This is a genomic window from Streptomyces sp. NPDC001668, from assembly GCF_042893155.1.
GTDB lineage: Bacteria > Actinomycetota > Actinomycetes > Streptomycetales > Streptomycetaceae > Streptomyces.
This window is the reverse complement of record NZ_JBIAUQ010000008.1, coordinates 378,254-404,137: the sequence shown is the minus strand read 5'-3', so window position 1 is coordinate 404,137 and position 25,884 is coordinate 378,254. Positions and strand designations below refer to the sequence as shown.

Genomic DNA, 25,884 nt, shown 5'->3' with positions numbered 1-25,884 from the left:
GGCCCCCCCCGCCCGGGCGGCGTTCCTACACCAAAAAATTCCCCGCCCCCCCCCCCGCCCCCCCCCCCCCCCCCCCCCCCCCCCCCGGCCCCGACCCACCCACCGAACCGCACGCGCTACACAAGCCCCCACCGAAGCCGAGCCAGGCCGCCGCAGGCATCCAGGGGCGCGGGGAACTGCGCACAACGCCCGCCCCCACCAAGCCGCACCCGCACCCCCACCCGCGCCGCCCACCCAGGGCACGACAATGCCGGCGCAGCTCCCCAGCTGCGCCGGCATTTTGCCGTCCGCCGCACCCCCGTCCCCACGGGGTTTCATGGGTGGATGTCCCCGCCCGGACCGCTCTTCCGGGCCTGGGGTCGCCGCTCAGCGCCCCAGCATCACTCCCACGGACGACGCCTGTGTGGTCACTGTCTCCCAGCCGTCGAAGACGACGAGGAGCAGGACCGCCAGGGGAAGGGCCATCAGCGTCGCCACCAGCGGGTGGCGACGGCCCGTACGGCGGGGCTGACGTGTGCGGGACAGTGTCCGCGGTGCCGTAAGAGCCATGGTCCCTCTCCTGACCGTTCTGTTGTCGTTGGCAGCGGCGGGTGTCTGACCTCGGGGGACGAGTGCTGCACCCGCCGCTTGACCTCAAATCTAGGCGTCACAGCCCTCCGGCACGTCATGCCCTCGTACCGATTGCCGGGCCTCCCCGAGGATGAGCCATGACGAGCGGAGTACTCCCGTGGGTGGAGACGAGGACCTAGGTCTCCGGGTCTTCCCGGAGGGGTCGCCCGGTCTGTCCGGCTTTCTCCGAGCCGTCCTCACGCGGTACGGGCTGCTCCACCAGAGCGAGCACCCGGGTCGCCATGAATCGGGCGGTCCGCACCACTGATCCGTTCCGCGTGACTTCGCTCACTTCGACGACGCCTCGGCGTACCGCCGTCTCCACTCGGCGGCCCGCCCTGCTCGCCACCACCTCGTACGTACGCGTCGTGTCCCCCGCGTCCACGACTATCTCCACGCGATCACCCTTCACGGGTTCAATCCCCCTTCTGGGACGGGTGGTTGGGATCACATCCGAACCGAAGTCCGTCCGCCCTCCGGCTCCCTGACCACCCCTCAATCCTCCCACCCGGCACTGACAATCCATCGGGACGAGAGGGCGCGGCCTCTGCGCACGGCGGCCCGTGGAAACGTAAGCTGTGGCTCGTCACACGGACCGGGCAGCGGGGATGAACATGGCGATGATGCGCCTGAGGCGCGAGGACCCGCGCGTCGTCGGCTCGTTCAGGCTTCACAGACGGCTGGGCGCGGGCGGGATGGGCGTCGTCTACCTGGGCTCCGACCGCAAGGGTCAGCGGGTCGCGCTGAAGGTCATCCGGCCGGATCTGGCCGAGGACCAGGAGTTCCGGTCGCGGTTCGCGCGCGAGGTCTCGGCGGCCCGGCGGATCCGCGGCGGCTGCACGGCCCGGCTGGTCGCGGCCGATCTGGAAGCGGACCGTCCGTGGTTCGCCACCCAGTACGTGCCCGGCCCCTCCCTCCACGACAAGGTCGCCGACGAGGGTTCCCTCGGCGCCGCCGAGGTCGCCTCGATCGGGGCCGCCCTGTCCGAGGGGCTCGTCGCCGTGCACGAGGCGGGGGTGGTGCACCGCGACCTCAAGCCGTCGAACATCCTCCTGTCCCCCAAGGGCCCCCGGATCATCGACTTCGGCATCGCGTGGGCGACCGGAGCCTCCACTCTCACCCATGTCGGCACCGCCGTCGGCTCCCCCGGCTTTCTCGCGCCCGAGCAGGTGCGCGGTGCCGCGGTGACCCCGGCCACCGACGTGTTCTCCCTGGGTGCGACCCTGGCGTACGCCTCGATGGGCGACTCGCCCTTCGGGCACGGCAGTTCCGAGGTGATGCTGTACCGCGTGGTGCACGAGGAGGCGCAGCTGCACGGAGTGCCCGACGCGGTGGCCCCCCTCATCCGCGCGTGTCTGGCGAAGGATCCCGAGGAGCGGCCGAGCACCCTCCAACTGTCGCTGCGGCTCAAGGAGATCGCGGCCCGCGAGGCACAGGGTCTGCCGGATCTGCGCCCGCCCGCCCCGCGCGGCGGCGAGGCGGACCGGCCCACCGGACGCATCGCCGACACCTACCCGGAGCGGTCCGCCCAGCGACGCCCCCAGGGCCAGGCGGGCATGTCCGGCTCCGGATCCGGCTCCCAGGGGACTCCGTCGACCCGCGGTTCCGGGCAGGTCAGGGGCCAGGCTCCCGCGCGCGGCGGCGTTCCGTCGCGGGGCGGCAGCAACCCGCGCGGCAACGGCGTGCCCTCGTCCCGTCCCGGTTCCCGGCCCACCCCGGCCTCCTCCTCCCGGAACACCACGCGCTCCGGCAGCGGCAGCCGGCCCGCTCCGCGCAGCGGTACCGGCCGTCCCGCACCCAGGAACACCAAGTCCGGGCTGCGCCCCGCGAACCCGCGCCTGCTGCGCCAGCGCCTGTTCGTGTTCGTCGTCGTCACCCTTCTCGTGGCGCTCGGTATCGCCGCGGCGCAGGGCTGCCAGGGGCCGTCGCGCGGACTCGGTGGTGACAGCGGAGTCGTTCGGGAGCAGGGGCAGGTGCACGCCTCGCCGGACCAGAAGTCGACGGACCAGAAGTCGACGGACCGGTCGGCCGACGGCCGCACGGACTGACCACTTCAGAACACTTCAGCGCGTCCGACGGCCGTGACCGGAAGAACGAAGAACGGCTCGAGCCGTTCAGCCCTGCGGTCGCCCCGTCGCCACCGCGTAGAAGGCCACCGCGGCCGCCGCCCCGACGTTGAGCGAGTCGACTCCGTGGGCCATCGGGATGCGGACCCATTCGTCGGCGGCGACCAGTGCCTGGGTGGTGAGGCCGTCGCCCTCGGCGCCGAGCATCAGCGCGACCCGGTCCATCCTGTGCGGGGCGGCCTCGTCGAGGGTCTTGGCCTTGGCGTCCGGGGTGAGGGCGAGCAGGGTGAAGCCGGCCTCGCGGACCGACTCCAGGCCCTTGGGCCAGGTGTCGAGGCGGGCGTAGGGGACGGAGAAGACCGCGCCCATCGAGACCTTGACGCTGCGGCGGTACAACGGGTCGGCGCAGTCGGGCGACAGCAGTACCGCGTCCATACCGAGGGCTGCCGCCGAGCGGAAGATCGCGCCGATGTTGGTGTGGTCGTTGACCGACTCCATGACCACCACGCGCCGGGCGCTCTGGAGCAACTCGGCCGCCGTGGGCAGTGGTTTGCGCTGCATGGAGGCGAGGGCGCCGCGGTGCACGTGGTAGCCGGTGACCTGTTCGGCGAGCTCCGGGCTGACGGCGTAGACCGGGGCGGGGAGTTCGTCGATAACGTCGCGCATGACGTCGACCCACTTGGCCGACAGCAGCATGGAGCGCATCTCGTAGCCCGCGTCCTTGGCCCGGCGGATGACCTTCTCGCCCTCGGCGATGAACAGGCCCTCGGCGGGCTCGCGTTTGCGGCGCAGTTCGACGTCGGTCAGGCCCGTGTAGTCGTGCAGGCGCGGGTCGTCGGGGTCATCGACGGTGATGAGATCGGCCACAGGGTGATACTGCCTTGTCCTGGGTGCGGTGCCAACGGCTGGGAACGAGTTGTGTTACCCCGGGTTACGCCAAGGGCTCCGACGGCCGCGGTCCTACGGCGACGACCTCGCCGACGACGATGACGGCCGGAGGCTTCACTTCCGCGGCCACGACCACGTCGGCGACCGTCGCCAGGGTGGCGTCGACCCGGCGCTGGGCGGCCGTCGTGCCCTCCTGGACCAGCGCGACCGGGGTGTCGGGCGACTTGCCGTGGGCGACCAGGGTCTCGGCGATCCGGCCGATCTTGTCGACGCCCATCAGGATCACGAGGGTGCCGGTGAGCTTGGCGAGCGAGGGCCAGTCGACCAGGGAGCGCTCGTCGTCAGGGGCGACATGGCCGCTGACCACGGTGAACTCGTGGGCCACGCCTCGGTGGGTGACCGGGATACCGGCCGCGCCCGGGACCGAGATCGAGCTGGAGATGCCGGGGACGACCGTGCAGGGGATGCCGGCCTCGGCGAGGGCGTGCAGTTCCTCCATGCCACGGCCGAAGACATAGGGGTCCCCGCCCTTGAGCCGTACGACCGACTTGCCCTGCTTGGCGTGCTCGATCAGGGCGTTGTTGATGGCCTCCTGGGCCATGAAACGGCCGTAGGGGATCTTGGCCGCGTCGATCACCTCGACGTGCGGCGGGAGCTCGGCGAGGAGGTCGCGGGGGCCGAGGCGGTCGGCGATGACGACGTCGGCCTCGGCGAGCAGGCGGCGGCCGCGGACCGTGATCAGGTCGGGGTCGCCGGGGCCGCCGCCGACGAGGGCGACGCCGGGGGTGCGGGTGCGGTGGTGGGGGGCGACGAGGGTGCCGTCGCGCAGGCCCTCCACGACCGCGTCCCGGACGGCCGCCGTGTGGCGGGGGTCGCGGCCCTTGGCGTTGGTCGTGAGCACGGCGACCGTGACGCCCTCGCTGTGGCCCGTCGCCGGGGTCCACGCGGTGGCGGCGTCGGCGTCGTCGGAGCGTACGCACCAGACGCGGTGGCGCTCCGCTTCGGCGGAGGCCCGGGTGTTCGCCTCCGTGTCGCCGGTGGCGATCAGGGCGTACCAGGCGTCCGCGAGGTCGCCTTCCTCGTACGGGCGCTTGTGCCAGGTGATCTCGCCCGCGTCCGCCATCGCCTCCACGGACGGGGTCGCCGACGGAGAGACGAGGAGGACGTCCGCGCCCGCCGCGATCAGGGCCGGGAGGCGGCGCTGGGCCACCTGGCCGCCGCCGAGGACGACGACCTTGCGGCCGGTGAGGCGGAGGCCTACGGGGTAGGCGGGGTTCTCGGCCATGAGGGGCGGCTCCTCTGTAACGGCGGTGCAGTGGCCCTGACGTGCGGATTTTACGGGGCGTGAGGGGCGGGCGGCACGGGTGTCCGGTGGCTGGGCGGCGCGTCGCACACGCGGCCACGCGCGAGGGGGACTCGGGGACGGAATCCCCGAGTCCCCCTCCCAGCGGCTACTTCTCCGTCACCCCTGCGGAATCGAAGGTCGCCACCTCGTGCATCGCTCTCGCGGTGCTCTGCACCAGCGGCAGGGCCAGCAGGGCACCCGTGCCCTCGCCCAGCCGGAGGTCGAGGTCGACCAGGGGGCGCAGGCCGAGCTTGTTCAGGGCGGCCACGTGGCCCGGTTCGGCGCTGCGGTGGCCCGCGATGCAGGCCGCGAGGACCTCCGGGGCGATCGCGCGGGCGACCAGGGCGGCGGCGCCCGCGCTGACGCCGTCGAGGATGACCGGGGTGCGCAGGGAGGCTCCGCCCAGCAGCAGGCCGACCATCGCCGCGTGTTCGAAGCCGCCGATCGCCGCCAGGACGCCGATCGGGTCGGCCGGGTCCGGCTGGTGGAGTTCGATCGCGCGGCGGACGACCTCGGTCTTGCGGGCCAGGGTCTCGTCGTTGATGCCGGTGCCGCGGCCGGTGACGTCGGCGGGGTCGGTGTCCGTGAAGACGGAGATCAGGGCGGCGGACGCGGTGGTGTTCGCGATGCCCATCTCGCCCGTGAGGAGCGCCTTGTTGCCGGCCGCGACCAGGTCACGCGCCGTCTCGATGCCCACCTCGATGGCCTGCTTGGCCTCCTCGCGGGTCATCGCCGGGCCGGTGGTCATGTCGGAGGTGCCCGCGCGGACCTTGCGCGGCAACAGACCGGGGGTGGCCGGGAGTTCGGAGGCCACACCGACGTCGACCACACACACCTCGGCGCCCACCTGACCGGCGAAGGCGTTGCAGACGGCCCCGCCGCCGAGGAAGTTGGCGACCATCTGGGCCGTCACCTCCTGCGGCCAGGGGGTGACGCCCTGGGCGTGCACACCGTGGTCACCGGCGAAGATCGCGACGGCTGCGGGCTCCGGGATCGGCGGCGGGCACTGCCGGGAGAGCCCGGACAGCTGCGCGGAGATGATCTCCAGCATGCCGAGCGCGCCGGCCGGCTTGGTCATCCGCTTCTGCCGCTCCCAGGCCTCGCCGAGCGCCTTGGCGTCCAGCGGGCGGATCTGGGCGACGGTCTCGCCGAGCAGGTCGTGCGGCTCCTCGCCGGGCAGGGCACGGCGGCCGTACGTCTCCTCGTGCACGACCCAGGACAGCGGGCGGCGCTTGGACCAGCCGGCCTGCATCAGCTCGGGCTCTTCCGGGAACTCGTCGACGTACCCGACGCACAGGTAGGCGATGACCTCCAGATGCTCGGGCAGGCCGAGGGCGCGGACCATCTCCCGCTCGTCGAAGAAGCTGACCCAGCCGACGCCGAGGCCCTCGGCGCGGGCGGCGAGCCAGAGGTTCTCCACGGCGAGCGCGGCGGAGTACGGGGCCATCTGCGGCTGGGTGTGCCGGCCGAGGGTGTGGCGGCCGCCGCGGGTGGGGTCGGCGGTGACGACGATGTTCACCGGGGTCTCGAGGATGGCCTCGATCTTCAGTTCCTTGAACTGCTTGGCCCGGCCCTTGGGCAGCGACTTGGCGTACGCCTCACGCTGGCGCTGGGCCAGGTCCTGCATGGCGGCGCGCGTCTCGGCGGAGCGGATGACGACGAAGTCCCACGGCTGCGAGTGGCCGACGGAGGGCGCGGTGTGGGCGGCCTCAAGGACCCGGAGCAGCACCTCGTGCGGGATCGGGTCGCTGCGGAAGCCGTTGCGGATGTCGCGGCGCTCCCGCATGACCTTGAGGACGGCCTCGCGCTCGGCGTCGTCGTACGCGGGCGCGGCGGGGCCCGTGGACCGTCGTGCTTCTTCCACGGGGGCCGTGCTCACTTCTTCCTGGACTTCCTGGACTTCCTGGATCTGCTGGTCTTCCTGATCGGCCGCCCGGGTGTCCAGGTCGTCCGCCTGCTGCGCGAGTTGGGGGTCGCCGGCCGCCTCACGGGGGGCCGGGACCACAGGCTGCTGAGTGTCGTGGGGCGGAGTCGGCGCGAGATGCGGGGTGGTCGGCACCGGTCCGTCCACCGGCACGAACTCGCCCAGGGGCTGGCCCGGTTGCGGCTCCAGGGGAACTCCGGCGGGCAGGACGACGGGGGCCTCGGCCGGGCCGGGGGCCGCGAACGGGGGCTGCGCGCCCGGGAGCTGGGCCGCGAGCGGCTGGGGTGCGGGCGTCTGCGGGCCCTGTGGGGCCTGGTCCGGCGCGGGCGGGAACAGCGCCTCCAGGACGGACTCGGGCTGCTGTACCTCCGCCGCGGGATCCGGGGCCGTCGGCTGTACGCCGGTCTCGGCCGCGTCCGCCGCGACGGGCTCCGGCGCCTCCTGGAAGGCGGCCCGCGGTTCCTCGGCGGGCTGGGCGGCGAGGACGGGTTCCGGGCCCTCAGCTGCCTGTTCGGCGGGCGCCGCCTCCTCGGCGGCGAGCGGCTCGGGAACCTCAGCGGCTGAGCCGTCCTGCGCGAGGGCGTCCGCCGGCTGCGCGACCTGCTCGGTCTCCGCGGGCGCCTGGAAGGGGACGGCTTCGGAGGCCTCCGGGGTGTGCTCGGCGACGGGCTCCTCGACGGGGGGCGCGGCCTCCGGGGCTACGGCCTCCGGGGCCACGGCTTCCGGGGCCACGGCCTCCGGGGCCACGGCCTCCGGGGCCACGGCTTCCGGAGCTACGGCTTCCGGAGCGACGACGGCCTCCTGGGCCGCCTCCGCTCCCTGCGTCGGGACAACTTCCGCTTCCTGGACCGGGGCGGCCTCCGGGAGAACGGTCGGCTCTTCGGCGCTCACCGCTTCCGGCGCGACCGTCTCGGGTGCGACCTCTTCCGGCACGGCAACGGTCTGCGGGGCGACCTCGGTTGCCGCCTCCTGTCCCTCCGGGGCCGACTCCGCCACGGGGATTTCGGCCGCGGCCACGACGGGCTCGGCCACGACGGGCTCGTCCACCACGGCCTCGTCCACCATGGCCTCGGCGACCGGCATGGGAGCGCCGGTGTCGACCTCCGCAGCGGGGGCCTCCAGGGCAGGCACGGCCTCGGGCGCGGGCACCGGCTCGACCGCCTCGGCGGCGGGGGCGTCCTCGACGACCGGCGCGGCTTCAGCGGTGTCGACCGCGTCCGGTACCTCGACCGCGTCCACGACAGGGGTGGGGTCCGCCGCCGACTCGCCGTCGGTCACCTCCACAGCGACAGCAGCCGCTGGGCTGTCAGGCAGGGCCTGGTCCGCGGGCACGTCCGCACCGGCGGCGTCGACAGCGGGCTCGCCCTCAACGGGCTGAGCTGCGTCTGCCGGGGCCGCCCCCGCTTCGGCGACCGGAGCCTCCGGCACCGGAGCCACGGGAACCTCGTACCCGTGGCCCTCCGTCTCAGAGGCGAGCCGGGCCATCGTCGCCTGGGCCGCGCCGCCCGCCGGTTCCGGTGCCGGTGCCGGAACAACCGTTTCGGCAGCGGGGGCCACCATGCTCACCGGCGTCTGGACGGCGGCCGGGGCCGGGGCTCCCCACGGGACCGCGCCCTGCGGCTGCGGGGCGTCGTGGTACTCGGGGCCGGGCGTGGCCGCGGCCGGCTGCCGTACCGGTACGCCCGCGGGACCGCGGTCGGCGAGGGAGCGGACCGGGCTCGTGGAGGCGTCGGGGATCGGCGGGCCGAGGTGCAGCGGCCGACGGGGCGTGATGGGCGGGATCGGCAGCGTGGGGGCCTGGGGCGTGCGGACGGCGCTCAGGTCGTGCGCTCCGCTGTCGCGGCCGGACATCTCGTGCGGGCCCGGCTCGTGGACGGTCTCGACGACCGGCTCCGGGGCGGGCGGGGCGACCTCGTTGCCCCAGGGGCTCTGGGCGCCCGGCAGCAGCAACAGGTCTTCGTCCTCGGCGGTGGTCTCGGAGAGGTAGGTGTACGCACCCGGGACGCCCGGCTGTTCCACCATGCCTGCGTTCTCCGGCAGCCCGTCGCCCGGAACCTGGCCGGTGTCGGTCATGCGTACCCCTCGCCCATCGGTTAGTGCTTCTACGACCAGCTCACCGGGGACGGCGCACCGACCGCCCCCGTAGTGAAGAACGAGCGTGCGTGCCCAGCGGCACGAACGGCCCGCCGAGAAAGACGACAAAGCCATTAACTGGCATTGTCGCGGCCGTTCTCCCGTCGCGACAGGTTGATCCGCGACAGCCCGCTGTGGACTGCGCCACGTTGCGCGTCCTCCGGTTCTGCCGTACCGCACCCACCCCAAAACGGGCGCGCGTTCCGGACATTGACGAACGAATGCCGGGCAGCCGGGAGCGGTACAACAGTCGGCCAGCCTACCGCGCGCAGTACGACAACAGGATCACGGGGACAGCGCGACAGCGTCCCGCGGGATCAGGTCGTACGGTCCGGGAGCACCCCGCTGAGCAGGAAAGCGACGCTCCGTTCCGTCTCCGTCCAGGCCCTGGTGTCGAGTTCGACGGACTGGAGGAGGGCGCACTCGACGCGGTAGCCGTGTTCGGTGAGGTCCCGGCCGACGAGTTCGGCCTCGTCGCGGGTGGCCGCGTGGGCGACGATGCGCTGCGGGCGCCGGTCGGCGACCGCGGAGACCACGGCCACTCCCCCGCCGCCGACGCGGACGACGTCCGGTTCGGGAAGGTTCTCCAGGACGTGCGGGGCGGTGCCGGGGACGATCTGGACCTGGAGTCCGAAGGCGCGGGCGTTGGCCTCGGTGCGCTCACAGGCCCGCAGGTCGCGGTCGACGGCGATGACGGCGGCCCCGGCCCGGGCGGCCTCGGTGGCGAAGGCGCCGCTGCCGCAGCCGATGTCCCACACCAGGTCGCCGACGCGCGGTCCGAGCCGGGCGAGTTGGGCGGCGCGCAGCGGTTCCAGTTCGCCTTCGCCCATGAGACCGCCGTAGGACTCGGCGGGCAGGGTCCAGCCGCGGGGAGCCGCGGCCGGGTCGCGGCCGGCGATCCAGCCGCCGTCCTCCGTCACGGGGGCCGTGCCGCCGATGACGATGACGACGTTGGGGTCGCGCCAGGTGTGGTCGGCGGCCTTGTCGGAGGTGACGACGGTGACCTGTTCGCGGTCGGTGCCCAGTTCCTCGCAGATGACGAAGGTGCGGTGGACGCCCTCCATCAGCAGGCCGAGTTCGGCGGGTCCTGCGCCGGGCGAGGTGAGGACGGCGACCTTGGGGTGGGCCCGGCACACGTTCACCGCGCGCCGCAGGGTGCGCCGGTGGGCGACGACCACCTGGGCGTCGTCCCAGGGCATGCCGGCCCGCGCGAAGGCGGCGGCGACCGAAGACACCCCGGGGACGACCTCGACCTCCAGGCCGAACTCGGGTGCGCGCAGGGTCCGTACGACTCCGAAGAACCCGGGATCGCCGTCGGCGAGCACGACCGCGGTGCCGCGGTGGCCGGTGATCCGGCGGGCGGCGAGGGCGACGCTGCCGAGGCGGATGCGTTCGGCGGCGGGGGGCACCTCGGGGAGTGCCAGGTGGTGGGCGGCGCCCGCGACCAGCGTGGCGGCGCCGAGGGCGGAGCGTGCCGCGGCGGTCAGCGGCGAGCCGTCCCAGCCGATCACCGTGACCCGGTCGGCCATCGTCTCTCAGTCTCCAGGGGTGTGCGCGGGTGGTCGTCGGTGGGCAGCCCGCGGGCGGCTCCGTGAGGGTACCCGCTGCGCCCCTGAAGCGCTTTCACCGGTCCGGGTTCGAAGACGGTCAGTTCCAGTCCGAGTACGTCGTGAAGCCGTCCGCGTCGGTCAGCTGGTCGCCCGCTCCGTCGAGGTCCTCGGGCAGCAGGCTCCACACGATGAAGTCGGTGCGGACGTCGCTCCAGGTGCCGTCGTCGGCGCGGACGTGGGCTATGCAGGCGCCGCGCAGGACACCTTCGCTGATACAGCCGATCTTCTGGGCGACCTGCTGGGAGGCGGTGTTGTCGGCCGCCGTGCGCAGCTCGATCCGCTCGAACTTCTGGTCCGTGAACAGCCATTGCGCGGTGGCGAGCGCGGCTTCGGAGGCGTAGCCCTCGCCGCGGGCCCAGGGGGCGATGATGTACGACAACTCCGTGGAGCGCACGTGCCAGTTGGTCTTGGCGAGCTGGACGACGCCGACGAGGCGCTGGGTGAGGAATTCCGTGACGGCGAAGGTGATCCCGCGACCGGCCTCCCGCTCGGTCGGCGCGTACTGGGTGATCCAGCCGTGCGCCTGCTCCTCGCTGTACGGCTGGGGGACGTCCGTCCAGGCCCCGACCTGCTCGTCGTTCATCATCTCGGCCAGTGCGGGCACGTCGTCCTCGTCGAGGGGGCGCAGCACCAACCGCTCCGTGCTGATGGAGATGTTGGGGAAGGTGCCACTCATGCGCCACTCCGTAACCGTCGGAAAACCTGCGGGGCCTGCTGAACTGCCCAGCATGCAGCATGAAAGCACCGAACCGCATCACGGGGCCCACACATGGTGAGCGAGTGGACCCCGTGCGTGGCGATACGTCGTATACGCGCAGACAGCCCTACGTCGGTCAGAAGGACGCGATGACCGAGCCCGCGTACTTGTCCTGGATGAACTTCTTCACCTCGGGGGAGGTGAGGAGCCTGGCGAGCTTCTTCACGCGCGGGTCGTCCTGGTTGCCCTCCTTGACGGCGAGGAAGTTGCCGTAGGGGCTGTTCTTCGCGGACTCCAGGACGAGAGCCTCCTTGGCGGGCTTGATGCCTGCGGAGATGGCGAAGTTGCCGTTGACGACCGCCGCGTCCACGTCGTCGAGGGAGCGCGCGGTCTGGGGCGCCTCGATCTCCTTGAACTTGAGGTTCTTCGGGTTCTTGGCGATGTCCTGCGGGGTCGCCTCGCTGCCGGCGCCGTCCTTGAGCGTGATCAGCTCGTTGGCGGCGAGCAGCTTCAGGGCGCGGGCCTCGTTCACGGCGTCGTTCGGGATGGCGACGGTGGCGCCGCTCTTCAGGGCGTCGGCGCTCTTGACCTTGTGGGAGTAGAGGCCGAGCGGCTCCAGGTGGACCGTGACGACGGGCACGATGTGGGTGCCGCGCTTCTTGTTGAAGTCGTCCAGGTAGGGCTGGTTCTGGAAGTAGTTGGCGTCCACCGAGCCGTCCTCGGTCGCCGTGTTCGGCACGATGTAGTCCTGGAACTCCTTGACCTCCAGGTCGAGTCCCGCCTTCTTCGCCAGGTGGTCCTTGACGTAGTTCAGGATCTCGGCGTGCGGGGTGGGGCTCGCGGCGACGACCAGGGGTCCGCTGGTGTCGGAGGCCGAGTCCGAGCCGGACGAACCGCAGGCGCTGAGCCCGAAGGTGAGGGCCCCGGCGGCGAGGACGGCGGTGGTGAACTTTGTGGCGTTACGCACGAAAAGTGCCTTTCCTTTTGGGTGCAGCGATCCCGTGATGGGGTGCACGGGACATCTCGGGGTGTCGTCAGACGGTCTCGGTGTCCGCGGTGGAGGCCTTCAGCAGCCGCAGCTTCGGCGCCGGGCCGGAACGTCCGCCACGGGTGTGCAGTGAGCGGGCCGCGAAGTCGCCGGCGAACTGGATGAGCGAAATGACGACGGCCAGGACGGCGACGGTGATCCACATCAGCTGGGTCTCGAAGCGCTGGTAGCCGTAGCGGATGGCGATGTCGCCGAGGCCGCCGGCGCCGACCGTGCCGGCCATCGCCGAGTAGCCGATGAGGGCGACGATCGTGGTCGTGGTGCTGGCGATCAGCGAGGGCAGGGCCTCCGGGACGAGGACCTTGCGGACGATCGTCCAGGTGTTGCCGCCCATCGACTGCACGGCCTCGACCAGCCCGCCGTCCACCTCGCGGACAGCCGTCTCGACGAGGCGCGCGAAGAACGGGATGGCGCCGATGGCGAGCGGGACGATGGCGGCCTCGCGGCCGATGGTCGTGCCGGTGATCGAGCGGGTGAAGCCCATCAGCGCGACCATGAGGATGATGAACGGCATCGAGCGGGCCACGTTCACGACCTGCCCGATGACCTTGTTCGCGACGACGTTCTGGAGGAGCCCGCCGCGATCGGTGAGGACGAGCAGGACACCGAGCGGCAGGCCGCCCACGACGGCGATGGCGGTGGACCAGCCGACCATGTAGAGGGTGTCCCAACACGCCTGCTCCAGCAGGGGCTGCATCTCGGACCAGGTCACTTGGCACCTTCCTTCACCAACTGGGGCTCACCGACGATGTCGATCTGGAGGCCCTGTTCGCGCAGGAAGCCCACCGGCACGACGTTGTCCTCGTAGCGGCCGGGCAGTTCGATGCGCATCCGGCCGACCTGGAGGCCGCCGACGGTGTCGATGGCGGCGCCGAGGATCGAGATGTCGATGTTGTAGGTGCGGGACAGCTGGGAGATGACGGGCCGGGTGGCCGCCTCGCCCTGGAAGGTGACGTCGAGGACGGTCCGGTCCTCGCCGGTGGCCTCGCCGCCGACGGGGAAGAGCGCGGAGGCCAGTTCGGAGCCGGGGGTCGCGAGCAGTTCGCTGACCGTGCCGGACTCGACGATCCGGCCGTTCTCCATCAGGGCCGCCGAGTCGCAGACCGACTTCACGACGTCCATCTCGTGCGTGATGAGCAGGACGGTGAGGCCGAGCTGCCGGTTCAGGTCGCGCAGCAGCTGGAGGATCGAGCGGGTGGTCTCGGGGTCGAGGGCGCTGGTGGCCTCGTCGGACAGGAGCACCTTGGGGTCGCCGGCCAGGGCGCGGGCGATGCCGACGCGCTGCTTCTGGCCGCCGGAGAGCTGGGCCGGGTAGGCGCCCGCCTTGTCGGCGAGTCCGACGAGGTCCAGCAGCTCCAGTGCCTTGCGGGAGCGCTCCTTGCCGGACTTGCCGAGGATCTCGAGCGGCAGCTCGACGTTGTCCCGGACCGTCCGGGTGGACAGCAGGTTGAAGTGCTGGAAGACCATGCCGATACGGCTGCGCGCCTGCCGCAGCTCCTTGCCGGCGCGGGGTCCGCGGCCCGCGAGGGCGGTGAGGTCCCGTCCGTCGACGGTCACCGTGCCGGCGGTGGGGCGCTCCAGCAGGTTGACGCAGCGGATGAGCGAGGACTTGCCGGCGCCGGACTGGCCGATGACGCCGTACACCTCGCCCTCGCGGACGTGCAGATCGACGCCGTCCAGGGCGGTGACCTCACGGCCGCGCGAGCGGTAGACCTTGGTCAGGCCTGTTGTCGTGATCACTGGGGTTTCCGTCACTGTCGAGTACGCGGGCGTGGGTGGGCCCGGGTACGGGAGAGAAGTCGTGCGCGGGCACATGGGTCACGTACGGGTTTCACGGCGTACGGACGTGCCGGGGCGGCTCGCTTCGGGGCGCGAGCTCAGGGGGTGGTGCGGGGGCCCTCTAGCAGGCGCACATTCGACACATACAACGAGCACCGGGCGTCAGGGTCGCCTCGGTCGCAAGGGTGCGGCAGCTCGTCGTGGTCATGCGATCAGTAAAGCAGACGTATGGGAGCGACCAAGAACCCGCTGTCCGAATGGCGGACAGCGGTGGACAGGCCTCAGGAGCGGACGGAGATCTCCACGTTCCCGGCGGTGACCAGGGCCGACAGGGCCGACAGGTTCTCGACCACCAGGTCGGCGTCGAGCTCGTGCGCCTGATGGGTTGTGGTCAAGGCCACGGTGGTCATCCCGGCGGCGCGGCCGGCGCGCAGGCCCGCGGGGGCGTCCTCGAAGACGACACAGCGGGCCGGGTCGACGCCGAGCCGGCGGGCGGCGAGCAGATAGGGCTCCGGGTCGGGCTTGCCGCGGGTCACGTCGTCGGCGGCGATCAGGGTCTTGGGGAGGATGCCGACCGCTTCGAGGCGGGCCTCGGCGAGCCGGCGGGTGGCGGAGGTGACGACGGCCCAGCGGTCGGCCGGCAGGGAGTCCAGGAAGGCCGCGGTCCCGGGCAGCGCATACACACCGCCGTTGGGTACGTCCGCCACCTCCAGATCCTCGATCCGCGCGACGGCCGCCGGCACCACGTCGGCGGGCAGCAGCTCGGCGGCTATCTCCGCGGCGGTGCGTCCGTGCAGTTCGACCTGTGCGAAGGCCTCCGGGGTGATGCCGAACTCCTGCGTCCAGCGGGTCCAGCAGCGGTGGACGGACTCCAGGGAGGAGACGAGGGTTCCGTCGTTGTCGAACAGGAGGGCTTCGGCATGGATCTTCATGTCCTCGACCCTACGGTGCGGTGCGGGGGCGGCCGCATCAGGCCCTTTGACCCGTAATAGGCTCGCCGCATGTTTGATGCCCTGACGCTGGTGACCGGCGTCGCCGCGCTGCTGCTTGCCGCCTGGTGCGGCTGGGCCGCGTACCGTGACCAGCCGACCAAGGACTGGCACTTCATCGGGATGGCCGTGGTGTCGGTGCTGGCGCTGGTCCAGCTCGTGGTCGGGATCGTGCAGCTGGCGCGGGGCGAGAAGCCGGAGCAGGGGACGACGATCTTCGTCGCCTATCTGCTGGGGGCTTTCGCGTGTGTGCCGGCGGCGGGGTTCATGTCGCTCGCGGAGCGGACGCGGTGGGGATCGGTGACGGTTGCCGCCGGCGGTGTGGTGCTGGCCGTTCTGGAGGTGCGGCTCTATGACATCTGGGGAGGCTGAGGTGAGTCGGCGACGGCGCTTGGCCAGTGGGCCGGGGACGCTGCTCGTGTGGCTGTACGGCGTGATGGTGGTAGGGGCCGTGTCGAGGTCGGCGTATCAGATCTCCACCGAGTTCGACCGGGCGCCGCTCGCGTATTCGCTGTCCGCGGTGGCGGGTGTCGTGTACGGGTTCATCACGTACACGCTGGTGCGGGGTGGGGAGACGGCTCGCAAGGTGGCGCTCGCTTGCTGCGGGGCCGAGCTGGTGGGGGTGCTGACGGTCGGCACGTGGACTTTGATCGAGCCGTCCGCGTTTCCGGATGCGACCGTGTGGTCGGACTTCGGGATGGGGTATCTGTTCATCCCTGTGTTGCTTCCCTTGTCGGCCATCTATTGGCTTCGGAAGGGTGCGCCCAAGGGGGATGCCGCCTGAGGTTCCTCCGGCGGCATCCGGTCCGTGGGGGCTGGTCGCGCAGTTCCCCGCGCCCCTGAAAGCCAAAACCCTCAAGCCGTTGCCGCGTATGTGCCCGCAGGCTTCTCCAGGACGATCATCGGGACCCCGTCCGTGCCCTCCGACGTGCCCACCGTCTGGTAGCCGACCTTGCGGTACAGGCGGAGGTTGCCCTCGCTGCGGTGGCCGGTGAAGAGGCGGAAGCTGGTGGCGCCCCGCTCCTCCGCGAGGGCGGCTTCGGCCGCCCGGAGGAGGCGGGCGCCGATGCCGTGGCCCTGGAGGCGGGGGTGGACGCAGAGTTTGCCGATGGCGGCCGAGCCGTCCTCGGTGACACGGCCGCGGACCGAGCCGACCACCTCGTCTCCCAGGCGGGCCACGAAGACGCAGTCCGAGGCCACCTCCGCGCGGACCGAGTCCAGGGTCTGGACGAGCGGATCGATGCGGTAGTTGCCGTACAGCGCCGCCTCACTCTGGAAGCACAGGTACTGCAGCCTGAAGATCTGCTCCGCGTCCTGCTCGGCCGCCGCAGAGATGGTCACGCTCATGCCCATGTGCGCACGCCTCCCGCTCACCTGATCGCCTGTTGTCCCCCACTCCTATCCCCGCCCCCGGTGCGCCGCAACCTCCGGTGTGAGCATTCGGCGAAGACATCCCAGGCATCTGGAACGTTCCGGACCGAGACTGCCCTGTGAGATACCCAACTCCCCCGCGATCTCCCGGTAGGTGAGGTCCCGCGGGGAGAGGAGGGCGGCCATGAGGGAGGGGCAGCGGCCGGGCAGGCGGCGCACCGCCTCGTGCAGGGCCCTGCGGCGGGCGGCGGCGAGGGTGAGCTGCTCGGGAGTGCGCTCGTCGTCTGCCGCGGGCTCGGTGGCGTACGGCCGTTCGAGACGGGTCGTACGACGGCTGCGGCGGGACTCGGAGCGGACGGCGCGGCGCAGCCAGCCGGGTGGGTCGAGGGGCGGGCCCTGGATCTCCAGGTGTTCCAGGAGGCGGAGCCAGACCGCCTGTTCCAGATCGGCGGGTTCCGTACCGGTGGCATGTGCCTCCGCCCGGGCCTCGGCGGTGAGCAGCGGGCGCAGGGCGGCGACCAGGTCGTGGGTCATATGCGGTACGACACGGCCGCCCGGGCCATGGGTTGCCCGGGCGGCCGTAAGTCACCCCCATCGGGGGCCGTCGGCTCAGCCGTTGACGAAGTCCTGGCGGGCCAGGACGCCGGTGTCCGCGTTGTCGGTGAAGACGCCGTCGATACCGGTGGCGAAGTACCGCTTGAAGGCGCCGAAGACGTCTCCGTAGGCGTCCGGGTCCGTGCCCTTGCGGTACTCCGCGGGCAGGAAGGGGTTCTCGTTGCGCATGGTGTAGGGGTGCAGGATCAGCCCGACCTTGTGCGCGTCGGCGACCAGGGTGGTCTCCTTGTCGAGGCTGCCGTCGGCCTTCTTGGTGATGACCAGGTCGAGGGTCGGGCCGATGCCCTGGGCGTAGCCGGCGATCTCCCTCAGGCCCTTGGGGGTGATGAGGTCGGCGACGGTGCGCGGGTCGCCGCTCTCGACGAAGTCCCAGGGGCGGGTGTTCGCCGCCGACAGCAGCACGACGAGGGGGTTGTCGACCAGCTTGTTCAGGCGCTGGATGCTGGTCGGCTCGAAGGACTGCAGGATGACCGGGGAGGTGCGCCGGTCCTTGCCGTGCTTGTGCAGGAGCTTGGCGACCCGCTCCTCAAGGCCGAGGCCGAGCTTTCGGAAATAGGTGGGGTGCTTGGTCTCGGGGTAGATCCAGACCTGCTTGCCGCGCTTGCGGGTCTGCTCGTCCTGCCACTTGAGGACTTCCTCGAAGGTGGGGATCTCCCAGCGGCCGTTGTAGAGCGTGTTGTGCGGGCGGTTGGCCGGGATGCGCTCGATCGCGCGCAGCGTCTTGAGCTCGGCGAGTGTGAAGTCCTCGGTGAACCAGCCGGTGGTGGAGACGCCGTCGAGGACCTTGGTCGTCTTGCGGTCGGCGAACTCCTTGTGGTCGGCGACGTCGGTCGTGCCGCCGATCTCCGGCTCGTGACGGCACACCAGGTGGCCGTCCCTGGTGGGGACGAGGTCGCCGGCCTCGACGATGTCGGCGCCCAGGTCGAGGGCGAGCTGGTAGGAGCCGAAGGTGTGCTCGGGGCGGTAGCCGCTGGCACCCCGGTGACCGATGACCGTCGGCACGGGCAGGCTCTTCAGGCCGCCGCCGTGTCCGCCCTGGCCGGCGGATCCGGCTTCGGCGGCTCTCGCCGTACCGGAGAGGCCCAGGACCGCTCCCCCGGCGCCGAACACCGCGGCCCCGAGAAGTGCCCGCCGTCCGGTGACGTCCGTGTGCTCGTCCTGCGATCCCATGTGGACCCCTCCTGCCGTCGCCTCTTCGATGCGGGCCGATCGTAGGTCCGTGTCCATGACGGGCGGGAGACCCACGTCCGAACACGCGGGTGACGCGGGATGTCGTATGGGAACAAATGTCTGACGATGCGTCGGCTTCATGGCACGGAGCCGGGGTACGCGTCGGTCGGGGCGACCTCCGTCACATCGTTCCGCCCGGGTTTCCGGGAGGCAACGGGGCCTTGCCGCAGGTAAACGAGTGTCAACAGTGCGTAAGGCCTCGGTGAACCCCGCGTGCTCGATGTGCACGATCCCCCGAGCCGCGAGTAATGTCCTCACCTGCACAGACTCATACAGTTTCCCTGGCTGTTCTCTTGACACCGGAGGGCCCGTTGTCCCGCTTCGCGCTCATCAAGGCAATGCTCGGACCGATCATGCGCCTGATGTTCCGCCTACGGGTGGAGGGCGCGGAGCACATCCCCGGTGACGGTCCCGTCATCCTGGCCGGCAACCACCTCACCTTCATCGACTCGATGATCCTGCCGCTGGTGTGCGACCGGCAGGTGTTCTTCATCGGCAAGGACGAGTACGTCACCGGCAAGTCCCTCAAGGGCCGGCTCATGGCCTGGTTCTTCACCGGCGTCGGGATGATCCCGGTGGACCGCGACGGCGGACGCGGTGGCGTGGCCGCGCTGATGACCGGGCGACGGGTCCTGGAGCAGGGGAAGGTCTTCGGGATCTACCCCGAGGGGACGCGGTCGCCCGACGGCCGGCTGTACCGGGGGCGGACCGGTATCGCCCGGCTGACGCTGATGACGGGGGCGCCGGTGGTCCCCTTCGCGATGATCGGCACGGACAAGTTGCAGCCGGGGGGTTCGGGGATGCCGCGGCCGGGGCGGGTCACCGTGCGGTTCGGTGAGGCGATGGAGTTCTCCCGGTACGACGGGATGGACCGGGACCGGTATGTGCTGCGGGCCGTGACGGACTCGGTGATGGCTGAGGTCATGCGGCTGTCGGGGCAGGAGTACGTGGACATGTACGCCACGAAGGCGAAGGCCGCGTAGGGGTTCGTTGTGGGGTGCGGCGCCGTGGGGCTTCTCGCGCCCGCGCGGCGGAGCCGCAGATCGATACAGCCCCGCGCCCCTAGGAGCCCAACCGTTGGTTCTTCAGCATGAACCAGGCTGCTATTGACGTTGCCAGCAGGACAGCTGCTCCCGCGCCCGCGGCGATGGCGAGGCCGTCCACGAAGGCTTCCCGGGCTGACGACAACAACTCCTGAGCTGCGTTTGACGGCAGCCCCGACGCTGCCTCCACCGCGCCGCCCAGCGACTCGTGCGCGCCCTCCGGTGTCCCTGCCGGAGACGCGAAGCCCCGGTACACCCCCGTCACGATCGAGCCCAGCACGGCGATGCCCAGGGCCGCGCCCAGTTCGTACGCCGTCTCGGAGACCGCCGACGCCGCGCCCGCCTGTTCTTTCGGGACGCTCGACAGGATGACGTCTGACGTCACCGTGAACGAGAAGCCCGCGCCCACGCCCACCACCAGCAGGGCCGCGCCCAGCATCGGGTAGCCCGTGGACTGGTCGAGCAGGGTCAGTGCGGCCAGGGCCAGGCCGATGGCGGCCAGTCCCCCGGAGACCACCGCGCGTACCGAGTACCTGCGGGCCATCGTTCCGGCCACCAGACCCGCCGCCACCGCGCCCACCGCCGCCGGGAGTTCGGCCAGACCTGCCTCCAAGGGGCCTCTGCCCTGCACGAGTTGCAGGTACTGGGAGAGGAAGAAGACCAGGCCGGACAGGCCGAGGATGGTGAGCAGGTCGGCCAGCACGGCGCCGCTGAAGCCGTGGTGGCGAAAGAGGCGCATGTCCAGGAGGGGGGCCGGGAGGGTCAACTGGCGGCGGACGAAGGCGTAGAGCGCTGCCGCGCCCAGGGCGCCCGTGGCCAGCGGCTCCCAGGTGACGCCGTGCGCGGCGAACTCCTTGACCGCGTAGACCACGCCGATCATGCCGACCAGGGACAATGCCACGCTGGCCGTGTCCCACGGGCCCGGGTCCGGATTGCGGGACTCCGGCAGCGACTTGATGCCGACCAGGACCAGGACCGCCATCACCGGCAGGTTGATCAGGAAGACCGAGCCCCACCAGAAGTGTTCGAGGAGGAAGCCGCCGACGATCGGGCCGACCGCCGTACCGGCGGAGGCGGTGGCGCCCCAGATGCCGACGGCGAGGCTGCGTTCGCGCGGGTCGTGGAAGAGGTTGCGGATCAGGGCCAGGGTGGCGGGCATCAGGGTCGCGCCGGCGACGCCGAGCAGGGCCCGGGCGAGGATCATCAACTCCGGTGTCGTCGCGTAGGCGTTGAGGACCGAGATGGCGCCGAACGCGGTCGCGCCGATCAGCAGGATCCGCTTGCGGCCGATGCGGTCGCCGAGGCTGCCCATCGACACCAGCAGGCCCGCGATGACGAAGGAGTAGACGTCGCCGATCCACAGCAGCTGGGTGCCGGTCGGCCTCAGGTCCTCGCTGATGTAAGGGGTCGCGAGGCCCAGGACGGTGGCGTCGACGGCCACCAGCAGCACGGCGAGCACCAGGACGGACAGCGCGAGCCAACGGCCGGGACGCTGCACCGCCTCGGTCGTGGTCGCCGGCCGCAGGGTGCTGGTCATGATTCCTCTCTCCGTAGTGCGCCACCGAGCAACAGTTCGGTGATCATGTGGGTGAAGTCCTTGGGAGCCACGCGGCCCGCCTGGGTGGCCCAGGCGCCGGAGGCGATCAGTCCGTAGAGCGCCTCGGTGAGCCAGGCCGGGCTGAGATCGATACGGAACTCGCCGTTCTGCTGGCCGCGCACGAACACCGAGGCGATCCGGAGGTCCAGGCGCGACCAGGCGTCGCCTCCGCCGTCCTCCCACAGCTCGTTCTCGCCGTAGAGGAAGGCCACCAGTCCGGCGACGGGCTCGATCTCCCGCACGAGCCTGCGTACGGCCTCGCTCGCGGACCCCTCGTCGAGGCGGGCCGCGTCCAGCGCAGCCTCGCATCCGGCGATGCCGTGCTCCTCCAGCGCCCGGACGAGGGCGTCGCGCCCCGCGAAGTGGCGGTGCAGCGTGGCCCGGCTGATCCCCGCGGCCCTGGCGACCTCGTCCATGGTCGCGGTGGATTTGCGGGTCAGCAGGGCCGCGGCGCTGCGCAGCACATGGTCACGATCGACAGCCATGAGACAAGAATACCTCGGGTGAGACATTCATGTCTCACCCGAGGTACAGGTGTGTCACTCATGCCGGTCGAGCAGGACTTTTCTCAGTGCCAGGGCAGCTGCCCGCGCCGCTCCCAGTACGCCCGCGGTTCCTCCACCAGCTCCGCCAGCCGGGACAGCTGCCCGTCGTCCAGGTCCACGACGGCCGCGTGCAGGTTGGACGCGAGCTGGCCGGCCGTCGCGGCGCCGGACAGGACGACCCCGGCCCAGGGCTGACGCAGGACCAGGGCCAGGGCTACGGCGTCACAGCCCAGGGACGTCTCCGCGGCCACGGCCTTCAGCGCGTCCGGGGCGTGCGGTGCGGCGAGCCTGCCGTTGGCCATGCCCTCCTTGACGATCACCGTGAGTCCCGCCTCGTGGGCCTCGGCGAGGGCGGGGCCGGCCGAGGTCTCCAGGGCGTTGTAGGTCGACTGGACGGTACGGAAGAGGGGTTCGCCGTCGACGGTCACCTCCAGTGCGGCACGGATGGCGTCGGCCTGGGCGGGGCCGCTGGTGGAGAAGCCGATCGTGGTGCCCTGGGCGGCCGCCTCCGCGAGCCTCGCGTGGAGTTCCCTGTCGGTGAGGGCGGGGCTGTCCGGGGTCACCGAGTGGATCTGGTAGAGGTCCAGGCGGTCGCCGAGCAGTTCTGCGCTTTCGGCGCGCTGACGGTCGTACGTGCGGACGCTGTGGTCCTTGACCTCGTGCTTCTCGGCGTCGGTGGTCCAGGCGGCGGTGTAGGTGTAGCCCCACTTGCTGCCGATGACGACGTCGTCGACGTGGGGGTTCTTCTTGAGCCAGTCGGCGAGGAACTCCTCGGACCGGCCGTAGGAGCGGGCCACGTCGAAGTAGCGGACGCCCTGGGCGTAGGCGGCGTCGAGAAGTTCGTGGGTGCGGGCTCGTAGCGTCTCGACGCTCCGGTCGTCTCCCAGGTCTTCGTCCCGGCCCAGGTTGATGTAGCCGGGGCGGGCGATCGCGGCGAGGCCGAGGCCGATGTGGCAGGTGGGGGTGGTCGCTGTGGCGAGGCGGGCGAAGGGCATGCCGCCAACGTAACGCGGGATGCCCTTTCGCCTCAGGGGGTGGGGTGTGCGGTGCGAGGGCGGGTGCGGCAACTACGTGGCTGGTCGCGCCCACGCGGCGGAGCCGCAGATCGACACAGCCCCGCGCCCCTAGCGGCGTTCAGCCCACGCGTGTTGAGCGGCCACGTTCGCCTTCACCTCTGCCAGCTGGACCGCCACCGCGCTAGGGGCCGTACCGCCCCTGCCGTTCCTGGAGGCCAGGGCGCCGGGGACGTTGAGGACCGACCGGACCTCCGGGGTCAGGTGGGCGCTGATCTTGGCGAACTGGTCGTCCGTCAGGTCGTTCAGCTCCTTGCCCTCGGCCTCCGCCGCCTTGACGCACTCGCCGGCGACCTCGTGGGCGACGCGGAAGGGCACGCCCTGCTTGACCAGCCACTCGGCGATGTCGGTGGCGAGGGAGAAGCCGGCCGGGGCCAGTTCCTCCATGCGGTCGCGGTTGACCGTGAGGGTGGCCATCATGCCGGTGAAGGCGGGGAGCAGGACCTCCAGCTGGTCGCAGGAGTCGAAGACCGGCTCCTTGTCCTCCTGGAGGTCGCGGTTGTAGGCGAGGGGCAGGGCCTTGAGCGTGGCCATCAGGCCCGTCAGGTTGCCGATCATCCGGCCGCTCTTGCCGCGCGCCAGCTCCGCGATGTCCGGGTTCTTCTTCTGCGGCATGATCGACGAGCCCGTGGAGAACGCGTCGTGCAGGGTCACGAAGGAGAACTCCTTCGTGTTCCAGATGATGATCTCCTCGGCGATCCGGGAGAGGTTGACGCCGATCATCGCGGTGATGAAGGCGAACTCCGCGACGAAGTCACGGGAGGCCGTGCCGTCGATGGAGTTGCCGACCGAGCCGTGCTCGAAGCCGAGGTCCTTGGCGACCGCCTCCGGGTCCAGGCCCAGGGAGGAACCGGCCAGGGCGCCCGAGCCGTACGGGGAGACCGCCGTGCGCTCGTCCCACTGGCGCAGCCGCTCCGCGTCCCGGGACAGCGACTGGACGTGGGCCAGGACGTGATGGGCGAACAGCACCGGCTGGGCGTGCTGGAGGTGGGTGCGGCCGGGCATCGCCACGTCCGGGTGGGCCTCCGCAAGGCCGACCAGGGCGTCCTGGAGCTCGGCGATCAGACCGCCGATGATCCGGGCGTGGTCCCGCAGGTACATGCGGAAGAGGGTCGCGATCTGGTCGTTGCGGGAGCGGCCGGCGCGCAGCTTGCCGCCGAGGTCGGGACCGACCCGCTCCAGCAGGCCGCGCTCCAGGGCGGTGTGGCAGTCCTCGTCGGCGATCGTGCCCACGAAGGAGCCGTCGGCCACGTCGGCCTCCAGCTGGTCGAGTCCGGCGAGCATGCGCTGGAGCTCGTCCTCGGTGAGCAGGCCCGCCTTGTGCAGCACGCGCGCGTGGGCGCGGGAACCGGCGATGTCGTACGGCGCGAGCCGCCAGTCGAAGTGGACGGACGCGGACAGCTTCGCCAGCGCCTCGGCGGGACCGTCGGCGAAACGACCGCCCCAGAGCCGGACGTCACCGCTGTTGCTGCTCACTTGCGTTGCTCCTCACCGCTGCACTCCAAGGGTATGCATGATTATGCAGAACTCTGCATGATTCGTCAATCCGGGCTCGGGGTCGCCCTCCAGGATCCGGGGTCGGCGGAGAATTTGCGGTCCCTTTGAACACGGGAAACCGCTTGCCCGTATTCCACGCCGAACGCAGGCGCCGCGTTTGTAAACGAAGACCACTCCCGACCCCGAGTGAGGCATCCGCATGTCCAGGGCTCTTCCGAAGTACAACAAGCGCCGCGTGGCGATCATCGGCGGCGCCGCCGCCGTCGCACTGACCGGGGCGATCGTCGCCGGCACCGCCCTCGCCGGGGAGACCTCCAAGAGCAGCACCACGGGCGCCCGCACGCTGGCCGCCGGCCCGGGCACCATCACCTGCCCGGACGTGGCCTCCCAGCTGCCCGCGATCCCGGCCACCGCGCAGGCCGAGGTCGACCGCAACCTGACCCTGCTGCAGACCCAGATCGACGAGGCGAACAAGCGGCTCGTCGACACGGTCGGCCAGGGCGGCCCCAACTTCGTCCAGAACGCCATCCTCGGCCCGCTGGAGGACAAGCGGATCGCCACGGTCAACCGCATCGCCACCGCCATCGGCCGTACCGCGGACAAGCCGCAGGGCCTCGACGCCCTGGCCCCCTGCACCCTCAACGCCGACGGCGCGGCGGGCGCCGGCGAGGAGGCGGGCGCGGGTGAGGAGGCCGGGGCCGGCATGGGCGCGGAGGCCACGCCGAGCGAGGCGGCCTCGGAGGCGGCCGGCGGCGCCGAGGACACCGGGAACGCCGAGGGCGCGGGCGACGCGGGTCAGGCCGCGGGCGCGGGCGCCATCTCCTGCCCGGACGTGGCCTCGAAGCTCCCCGCGATCCCGGCCACCGCGCAGGCCGAGGTGGACCGCAACCTGGCGCTGCTGAACACGCAGCTCGCCGAGGCGAACAAGCGGCTCGTCGACACGGTCGGCCAGGGCGGTCCGAACTTCGTCCAGAACGCGATCCTCGGCCCGCTGGCCGACAAGCGGAAGTCGACCATCGACCGTATCGCCATCTCCATCGGCCGTACCGCGGAGAAGCCGCAGGGCCTCGACTCCCTCGCTGCCTGCACGCTCACCCAGTGACGTGACAGGCGCTGTGGCCGCCCCGTGTGAGCGCCGGCCGGGGCGGCCACGGACGTCTTCCCGCAAGAGGACGCCCGGATTCCTTAGACAGGCGAAAGGTCTGCACCCATAATGCTTAGACATGGGAAAGACCTATGAGCGCATAGACGGCCGGCTCCGCTCCTTCATCGAGGCGCAGCCCCTCTTCTTCACCGCGACCGCTCCCCTCTCCGGCGACGGCACGGTCAACCTCTCGCCCAAGGGCCTGCGCGGCTCCTTCGCGGTTCTGGACGAACTGACCGTGGCCTACCTCGACTTCGCCGGCTCCACCGCCGAGACGGTCGCGCACCTGCGGGAGAACGGCCGGATCACCCTCATGTGGTGCGCGTTCCAGGGGCCGCCGAACATCGTCCGGGTGCACGGGCGCGGTGAGCCGGTCTTCCGGGACGACCAGCGTTTCGGGGAACTGCTCTCCCACTTCCCCGACATCGACCCGACCGTGCACGGACTGCGGGCGATCGTCGTGGTGACGGCCGAACTGGTCCGGGACTCCTGCGGCTACGCGGTGCCGTACATGGCGTACGAGGGCGAGCGGGACCTGCACGGCAGGCGGTTCGCGCGCGAGGACGACGCGTCGCTCAGCGAGTACTTCAGCAAGAAGGAGCACATCGCCACGAGCCTGGACGGCCTGCCGGGGCTGCCGCTGCCGTTGCCGCCGTCCACGGTCTGACGCACGTCCCGGTC

General features: G+C 71.5%; 24 protein-coding genes. 6 read left to right on the top strand and 18 right to left on the bottom strand.

The features are described from left to right. Nucleotides 1-366 precede the first annotated feature (366 nt). Together ACFYZ8_RS26025 and ACFYZ8_RS26020 are read right to left on the bottom strand one after the other, a co-directional pair. Nucleotides 367-549, bottom strand: coding sequence for a hypothetical protein (locus tag ACFYZ8_RS26025; RefSeq protein WP_356020120.1), 183 nt, complete (start codon nt 547-549; stop codon nt 367-369). A 196-nt stretch (nt 550-745) separates the two neighbouring features. Continuing rightward, nucleotides 746-1,021: a hypothetical protein gene (locus tag ACFYZ8_RS26020; protein WP_057614212.1), complete on the bottom strand. Its 276-nt coding sequence runs from the start codon at nt 1,019-1,021 to the stop codon at nt 746-748. A gap of 196 nt (nt 1,022-1,217) precedes the next feature. Here ACFYZ8_RS26020 and ACFYZ8_RS26015 point away from each other — a divergent pair, with 196 nt between their 5' ends. Next, entirely contained in the window at nt 1,218-2,657 is a 1,440-nt protein-coding gene (locus tag ACFYZ8_RS26015; RefSeq protein WP_388536331.1) for a serine/threonine-protein kinase, read from the top strand. Nucleotides 2,658-2,723: 66 nt separating this feature from the next. On the opposite strand, the gene ACFYZ8_RS26010 is transcribed toward ACFYZ8_RS26015, so the two are convergent. From ACFYZ8_RS26010 to ACFYZ8_RS25970, 9 genes are all read right to left on the bottom strand, one after another. Further along, entirely contained in the window at nt 2,724-3,542 is an 819-nt protein-coding gene (locus ACFYZ8_RS26010) for an RNA methyltransferase (RefSeq protein ID WP_359039232.1), read from the bottom strand. Between the two features lie 64 nt (nt 3,543-3,606). Continuing rightward, entirely contained in the window at nt 3,607-4,848 is a 1,242-nt protein-coding gene (gene cobA / locus ACFYZ8_RS26005; protein ID WP_388535763.1) for a uroporphyrinogen-III C-methyltransferase, read from the bottom strand. Nucleotides 4,849-5,014: 166 nt separating this feature from the next. Then, nucleotides 5,015-8,905 carry a nicotinate-nucleotide--dimethylbenzimidazole phosphoribosyltransferase gene (gene cobT / locus ACFYZ8_RS26000; RefSeq protein ID WP_388535766.1) on the bottom strand — a complete coding sequence of 1,297 codons (3,891 nt, stop codon included), beginning with the start codon at nt 8,903-8,905 and terminating at the stop codon, nt 5,015-5,017. Between the two features lie 377 nt (nt 8,906-9,282). Beyond that, a complete protein-coding gene (gene cbiE, locus ACFYZ8_RS25995; protein WP_359039226.1) occupies nt 9,283-10,494 on the bottom strand; it encodes a precorrin-6y C5,15-methyltransferase (decarboxylating) subunit CbiE in 1,212 nt (403 codons plus the stop codon). A gap of 118 nt (nt 10,495-10,612) precedes the next feature. Next, entirely contained in the window at nt 10,613-11,251 is a 639-nt protein-coding gene (locus tag ACFYZ8_RS25990; protein ID WP_359039223.1) for a GNAT family N-acetyltransferase, read from the bottom strand. Nucleotides 11,252-11,408: 157 nt separating this feature from the next. After that, nucleotides 11,409-12,239: a MetQ/NlpA family ABC transporter substrate-binding protein gene (locus tag ACFYZ8_RS25985; RefSeq protein ID WP_388535769.1), complete on the bottom strand. Its 831-nt coding sequence runs from the start codon at nt 12,237-12,239 to the stop codon at nt 11,409-11,411. Nucleotides 12,240-12,306: 67 nt separating this feature from the next. Beyond that, on the bottom strand, nt 12,307-13,032 hold the full coding sequence (locus ACFYZ8_RS25980) for a methionine ABC transporter permease (protein WP_388535772.1): 726 nt from the start codon (nt 13,030-13,032) through the stop codon (nt 12,307-12,309). Continuing rightward, nucleotides 13,029-14,060 (bottom strand): methionine ABC transporter ATP-binding protein, encoded by a 1,032-nt coding sequence (locus ACFYZ8_RS25975; RefSeq protein ID WP_388535775.1) that lies wholly within the window; start codon nt 14,058-14,060, stop codon nt 13,029-13,031. Before ACFYZ8_RS25975 ends, ACFYZ8_RS25980 begins: the two co-directional genes overlap by 4 nt. Before the next feature lie 320 nt (nt 14,061-14,380). After that, nucleotides 14,381-15,031, bottom strand: coding sequence for an HAD family hydrolase (locus ACFYZ8_RS25970; protein WP_388535778.1), 651 nt, complete (start codon nt 15,029-15,031; stop codon nt 14,381-14,383). A 69-nt stretch (nt 15,032-15,100) separates the two neighbouring features. Here ACFYZ8_RS25970 and ACFYZ8_RS25965 point away from each other — a divergent pair, with 69 nt between their 5' ends. Together ACFYZ8_RS25965 and ACFYZ8_RS25960 are read left to right on the top strand one after the other, a co-directional pair. Then, nucleotides 15,101-15,460 (top strand): hypothetical protein, encoded by a 360-nt coding sequence (locus ACFYZ8_RS25965; protein ID WP_356597883.1) that lies wholly within the window; start codon nt 15,101-15,103, stop codon nt 15,458-15,460. Then, nucleotides 15,441-15,872, top strand: coding sequence for a hypothetical protein (locus ACFYZ8_RS25960; RefSeq protein ID WP_388535780.1), 432 nt, complete (start codon nt 15,441-15,443; stop codon nt 15,870-15,872). The genes ACFYZ8_RS25965 and ACFYZ8_RS25960 overlap by 20 nt, the downstream gene beginning before the upstream one ends. Nucleotides 15,873-15,943: 71 nt before the next feature. Here the strand turns inward: ACFYZ8_RS25960 and ACFYZ8_RS25955 are convergent, their stop codons facing one another. The 3 genes from ACFYZ8_RS25955 to ACFYZ8_RS25945 form a co-directional block, all read right to left on the bottom strand. Then, nucleotides 15,944-16,441, bottom strand: a complete 498-nt coding sequence (locus tag ACFYZ8_RS25955) for a GNAT family N-acetyltransferase (RefSeq protein WP_359039210.1) — start codon at nt 16,439-16,441, stop codon at nt 15,944-15,946. Between the two features lie 45 nt (nt 16,442-16,486). Beyond that, nucleotides 16,487-16,993 carry a sigma-70 family RNA polymerase sigma factor gene (locus ACFYZ8_RS25950; protein ID WP_388535783.1) on the bottom strand — a complete coding sequence of 169 codons (507 nt, stop codon included), beginning with the start codon at nt 16,991-16,993 and terminating at the stop codon, nt 16,487-16,489. A 75-nt stretch (nt 16,994-17,068) separates the two neighbouring features. Further along, a complete protein-coding gene (locus tag ACFYZ8_RS25945) occupies nt 17,069-18,244 on the bottom strand; it encodes a glycerophosphodiester phosphodiesterase (protein WP_359039206.1) in 1,176 nt (391 codons plus the stop codon). Between the two features lie 371 nt (nt 18,245-18,615). Between ACFYZ8_RS25945 and ACFYZ8_RS25940 the strand changes: the two genes are divergently transcribed. Beyond that, on the top strand, nt 18,616-19,287 hold the full coding sequence (locus tag ACFYZ8_RS25940; protein ID WP_359039204.1) for a lysophospholipid acyltransferase family protein: 672 nt from the start codon (nt 18,616-18,618) through the stop codon (nt 19,285-19,287). Nucleotides 19,288-19,366: 79 nt separating this feature from the next. Here the strand turns inward: ACFYZ8_RS25940 and ACFYZ8_RS25935 are convergent, their stop codons facing one another. The 4 genes from ACFYZ8_RS25935 to argH all read right to left on the bottom strand — a co-directional run bounded on the left by ACFYZ8_RS25935 (nt 19,367) and on the right by argH (nt 24,038). Further along, nucleotides 19,367-20,884, bottom strand: coding sequence for an MFS transporter (locus tag ACFYZ8_RS25935; protein ID WP_359039202.1), 1,518 nt, complete (start codon nt 20,882-20,884; stop codon nt 19,367-19,369). After that, the gene (locus ACFYZ8_RS25930; protein WP_359039200.1) at nt 20,881-21,429 is read right to left on the bottom strand and encodes a helix-turn-helix domain-containing protein; all 549 of its coding nucleotides are present in this window, start codon (nt 21,427-21,429) and stop codon (nt 20,881-20,883) included. The genes ACFYZ8_RS25935 and ACFYZ8_RS25930 overlap by 4 nt, the downstream gene beginning before the upstream one ends. 83 nt (nt 21,430-21,512) lie before the next feature. Then, nucleotides 21,513-22,484, bottom strand: a complete 972-nt coding sequence (locus ACFYZ8_RS25925; RefSeq protein ID WP_388535787.1) for an aldo/keto reductase — start codon at nt 22,482-22,484, stop codon at nt 21,513-21,515. 129 nt (nt 22,485-22,613) lie between these two features. After that, nucleotides 22,614-24,038 carry an argininosuccinate lyase gene (argH, locus tag ACFYZ8_RS25920; RefSeq protein WP_388535790.1) on the bottom strand — a complete coding sequence of 475 codons (1,425 nt, stop codon included), beginning with the start codon at nt 24,036-24,038 and terminating at the stop codon, nt 22,614-22,616. Nucleotides 24,039-24,258: 220 nt separating this feature from the next. On the opposite strand from argH, the gene ACFYZ8_RS25915 reads away from it, so the two are divergent. Together ACFYZ8_RS25915 and ACFYZ8_RS25910 are read left to right on the top strand one after the other, a co-directional pair. Beyond that, nucleotides 24,259-25,161, top strand: a complete 903-nt coding sequence (locus ACFYZ8_RS25915) for a hypothetical protein (RefSeq protein ID WP_359039194.1) — start codon at nt 24,259-24,261, stop codon at nt 25,159-25,161. Nucleotides 25,162-25,282: 121 nt separating this feature from the next. Then, complete coding sequence (locus ACFYZ8_RS25910; RefSeq protein ID WP_388535793.1) at nt 25,283-25,870, top strand: pyridoxamine 5'-phosphate oxidase family protein; 588 nt, start codon at nt 25,283-25,285, stop codon at nt 25,868-25,870. The last annotated feature ends 14 nt before the right edge of the window (nt 25,871-25,884 follow it).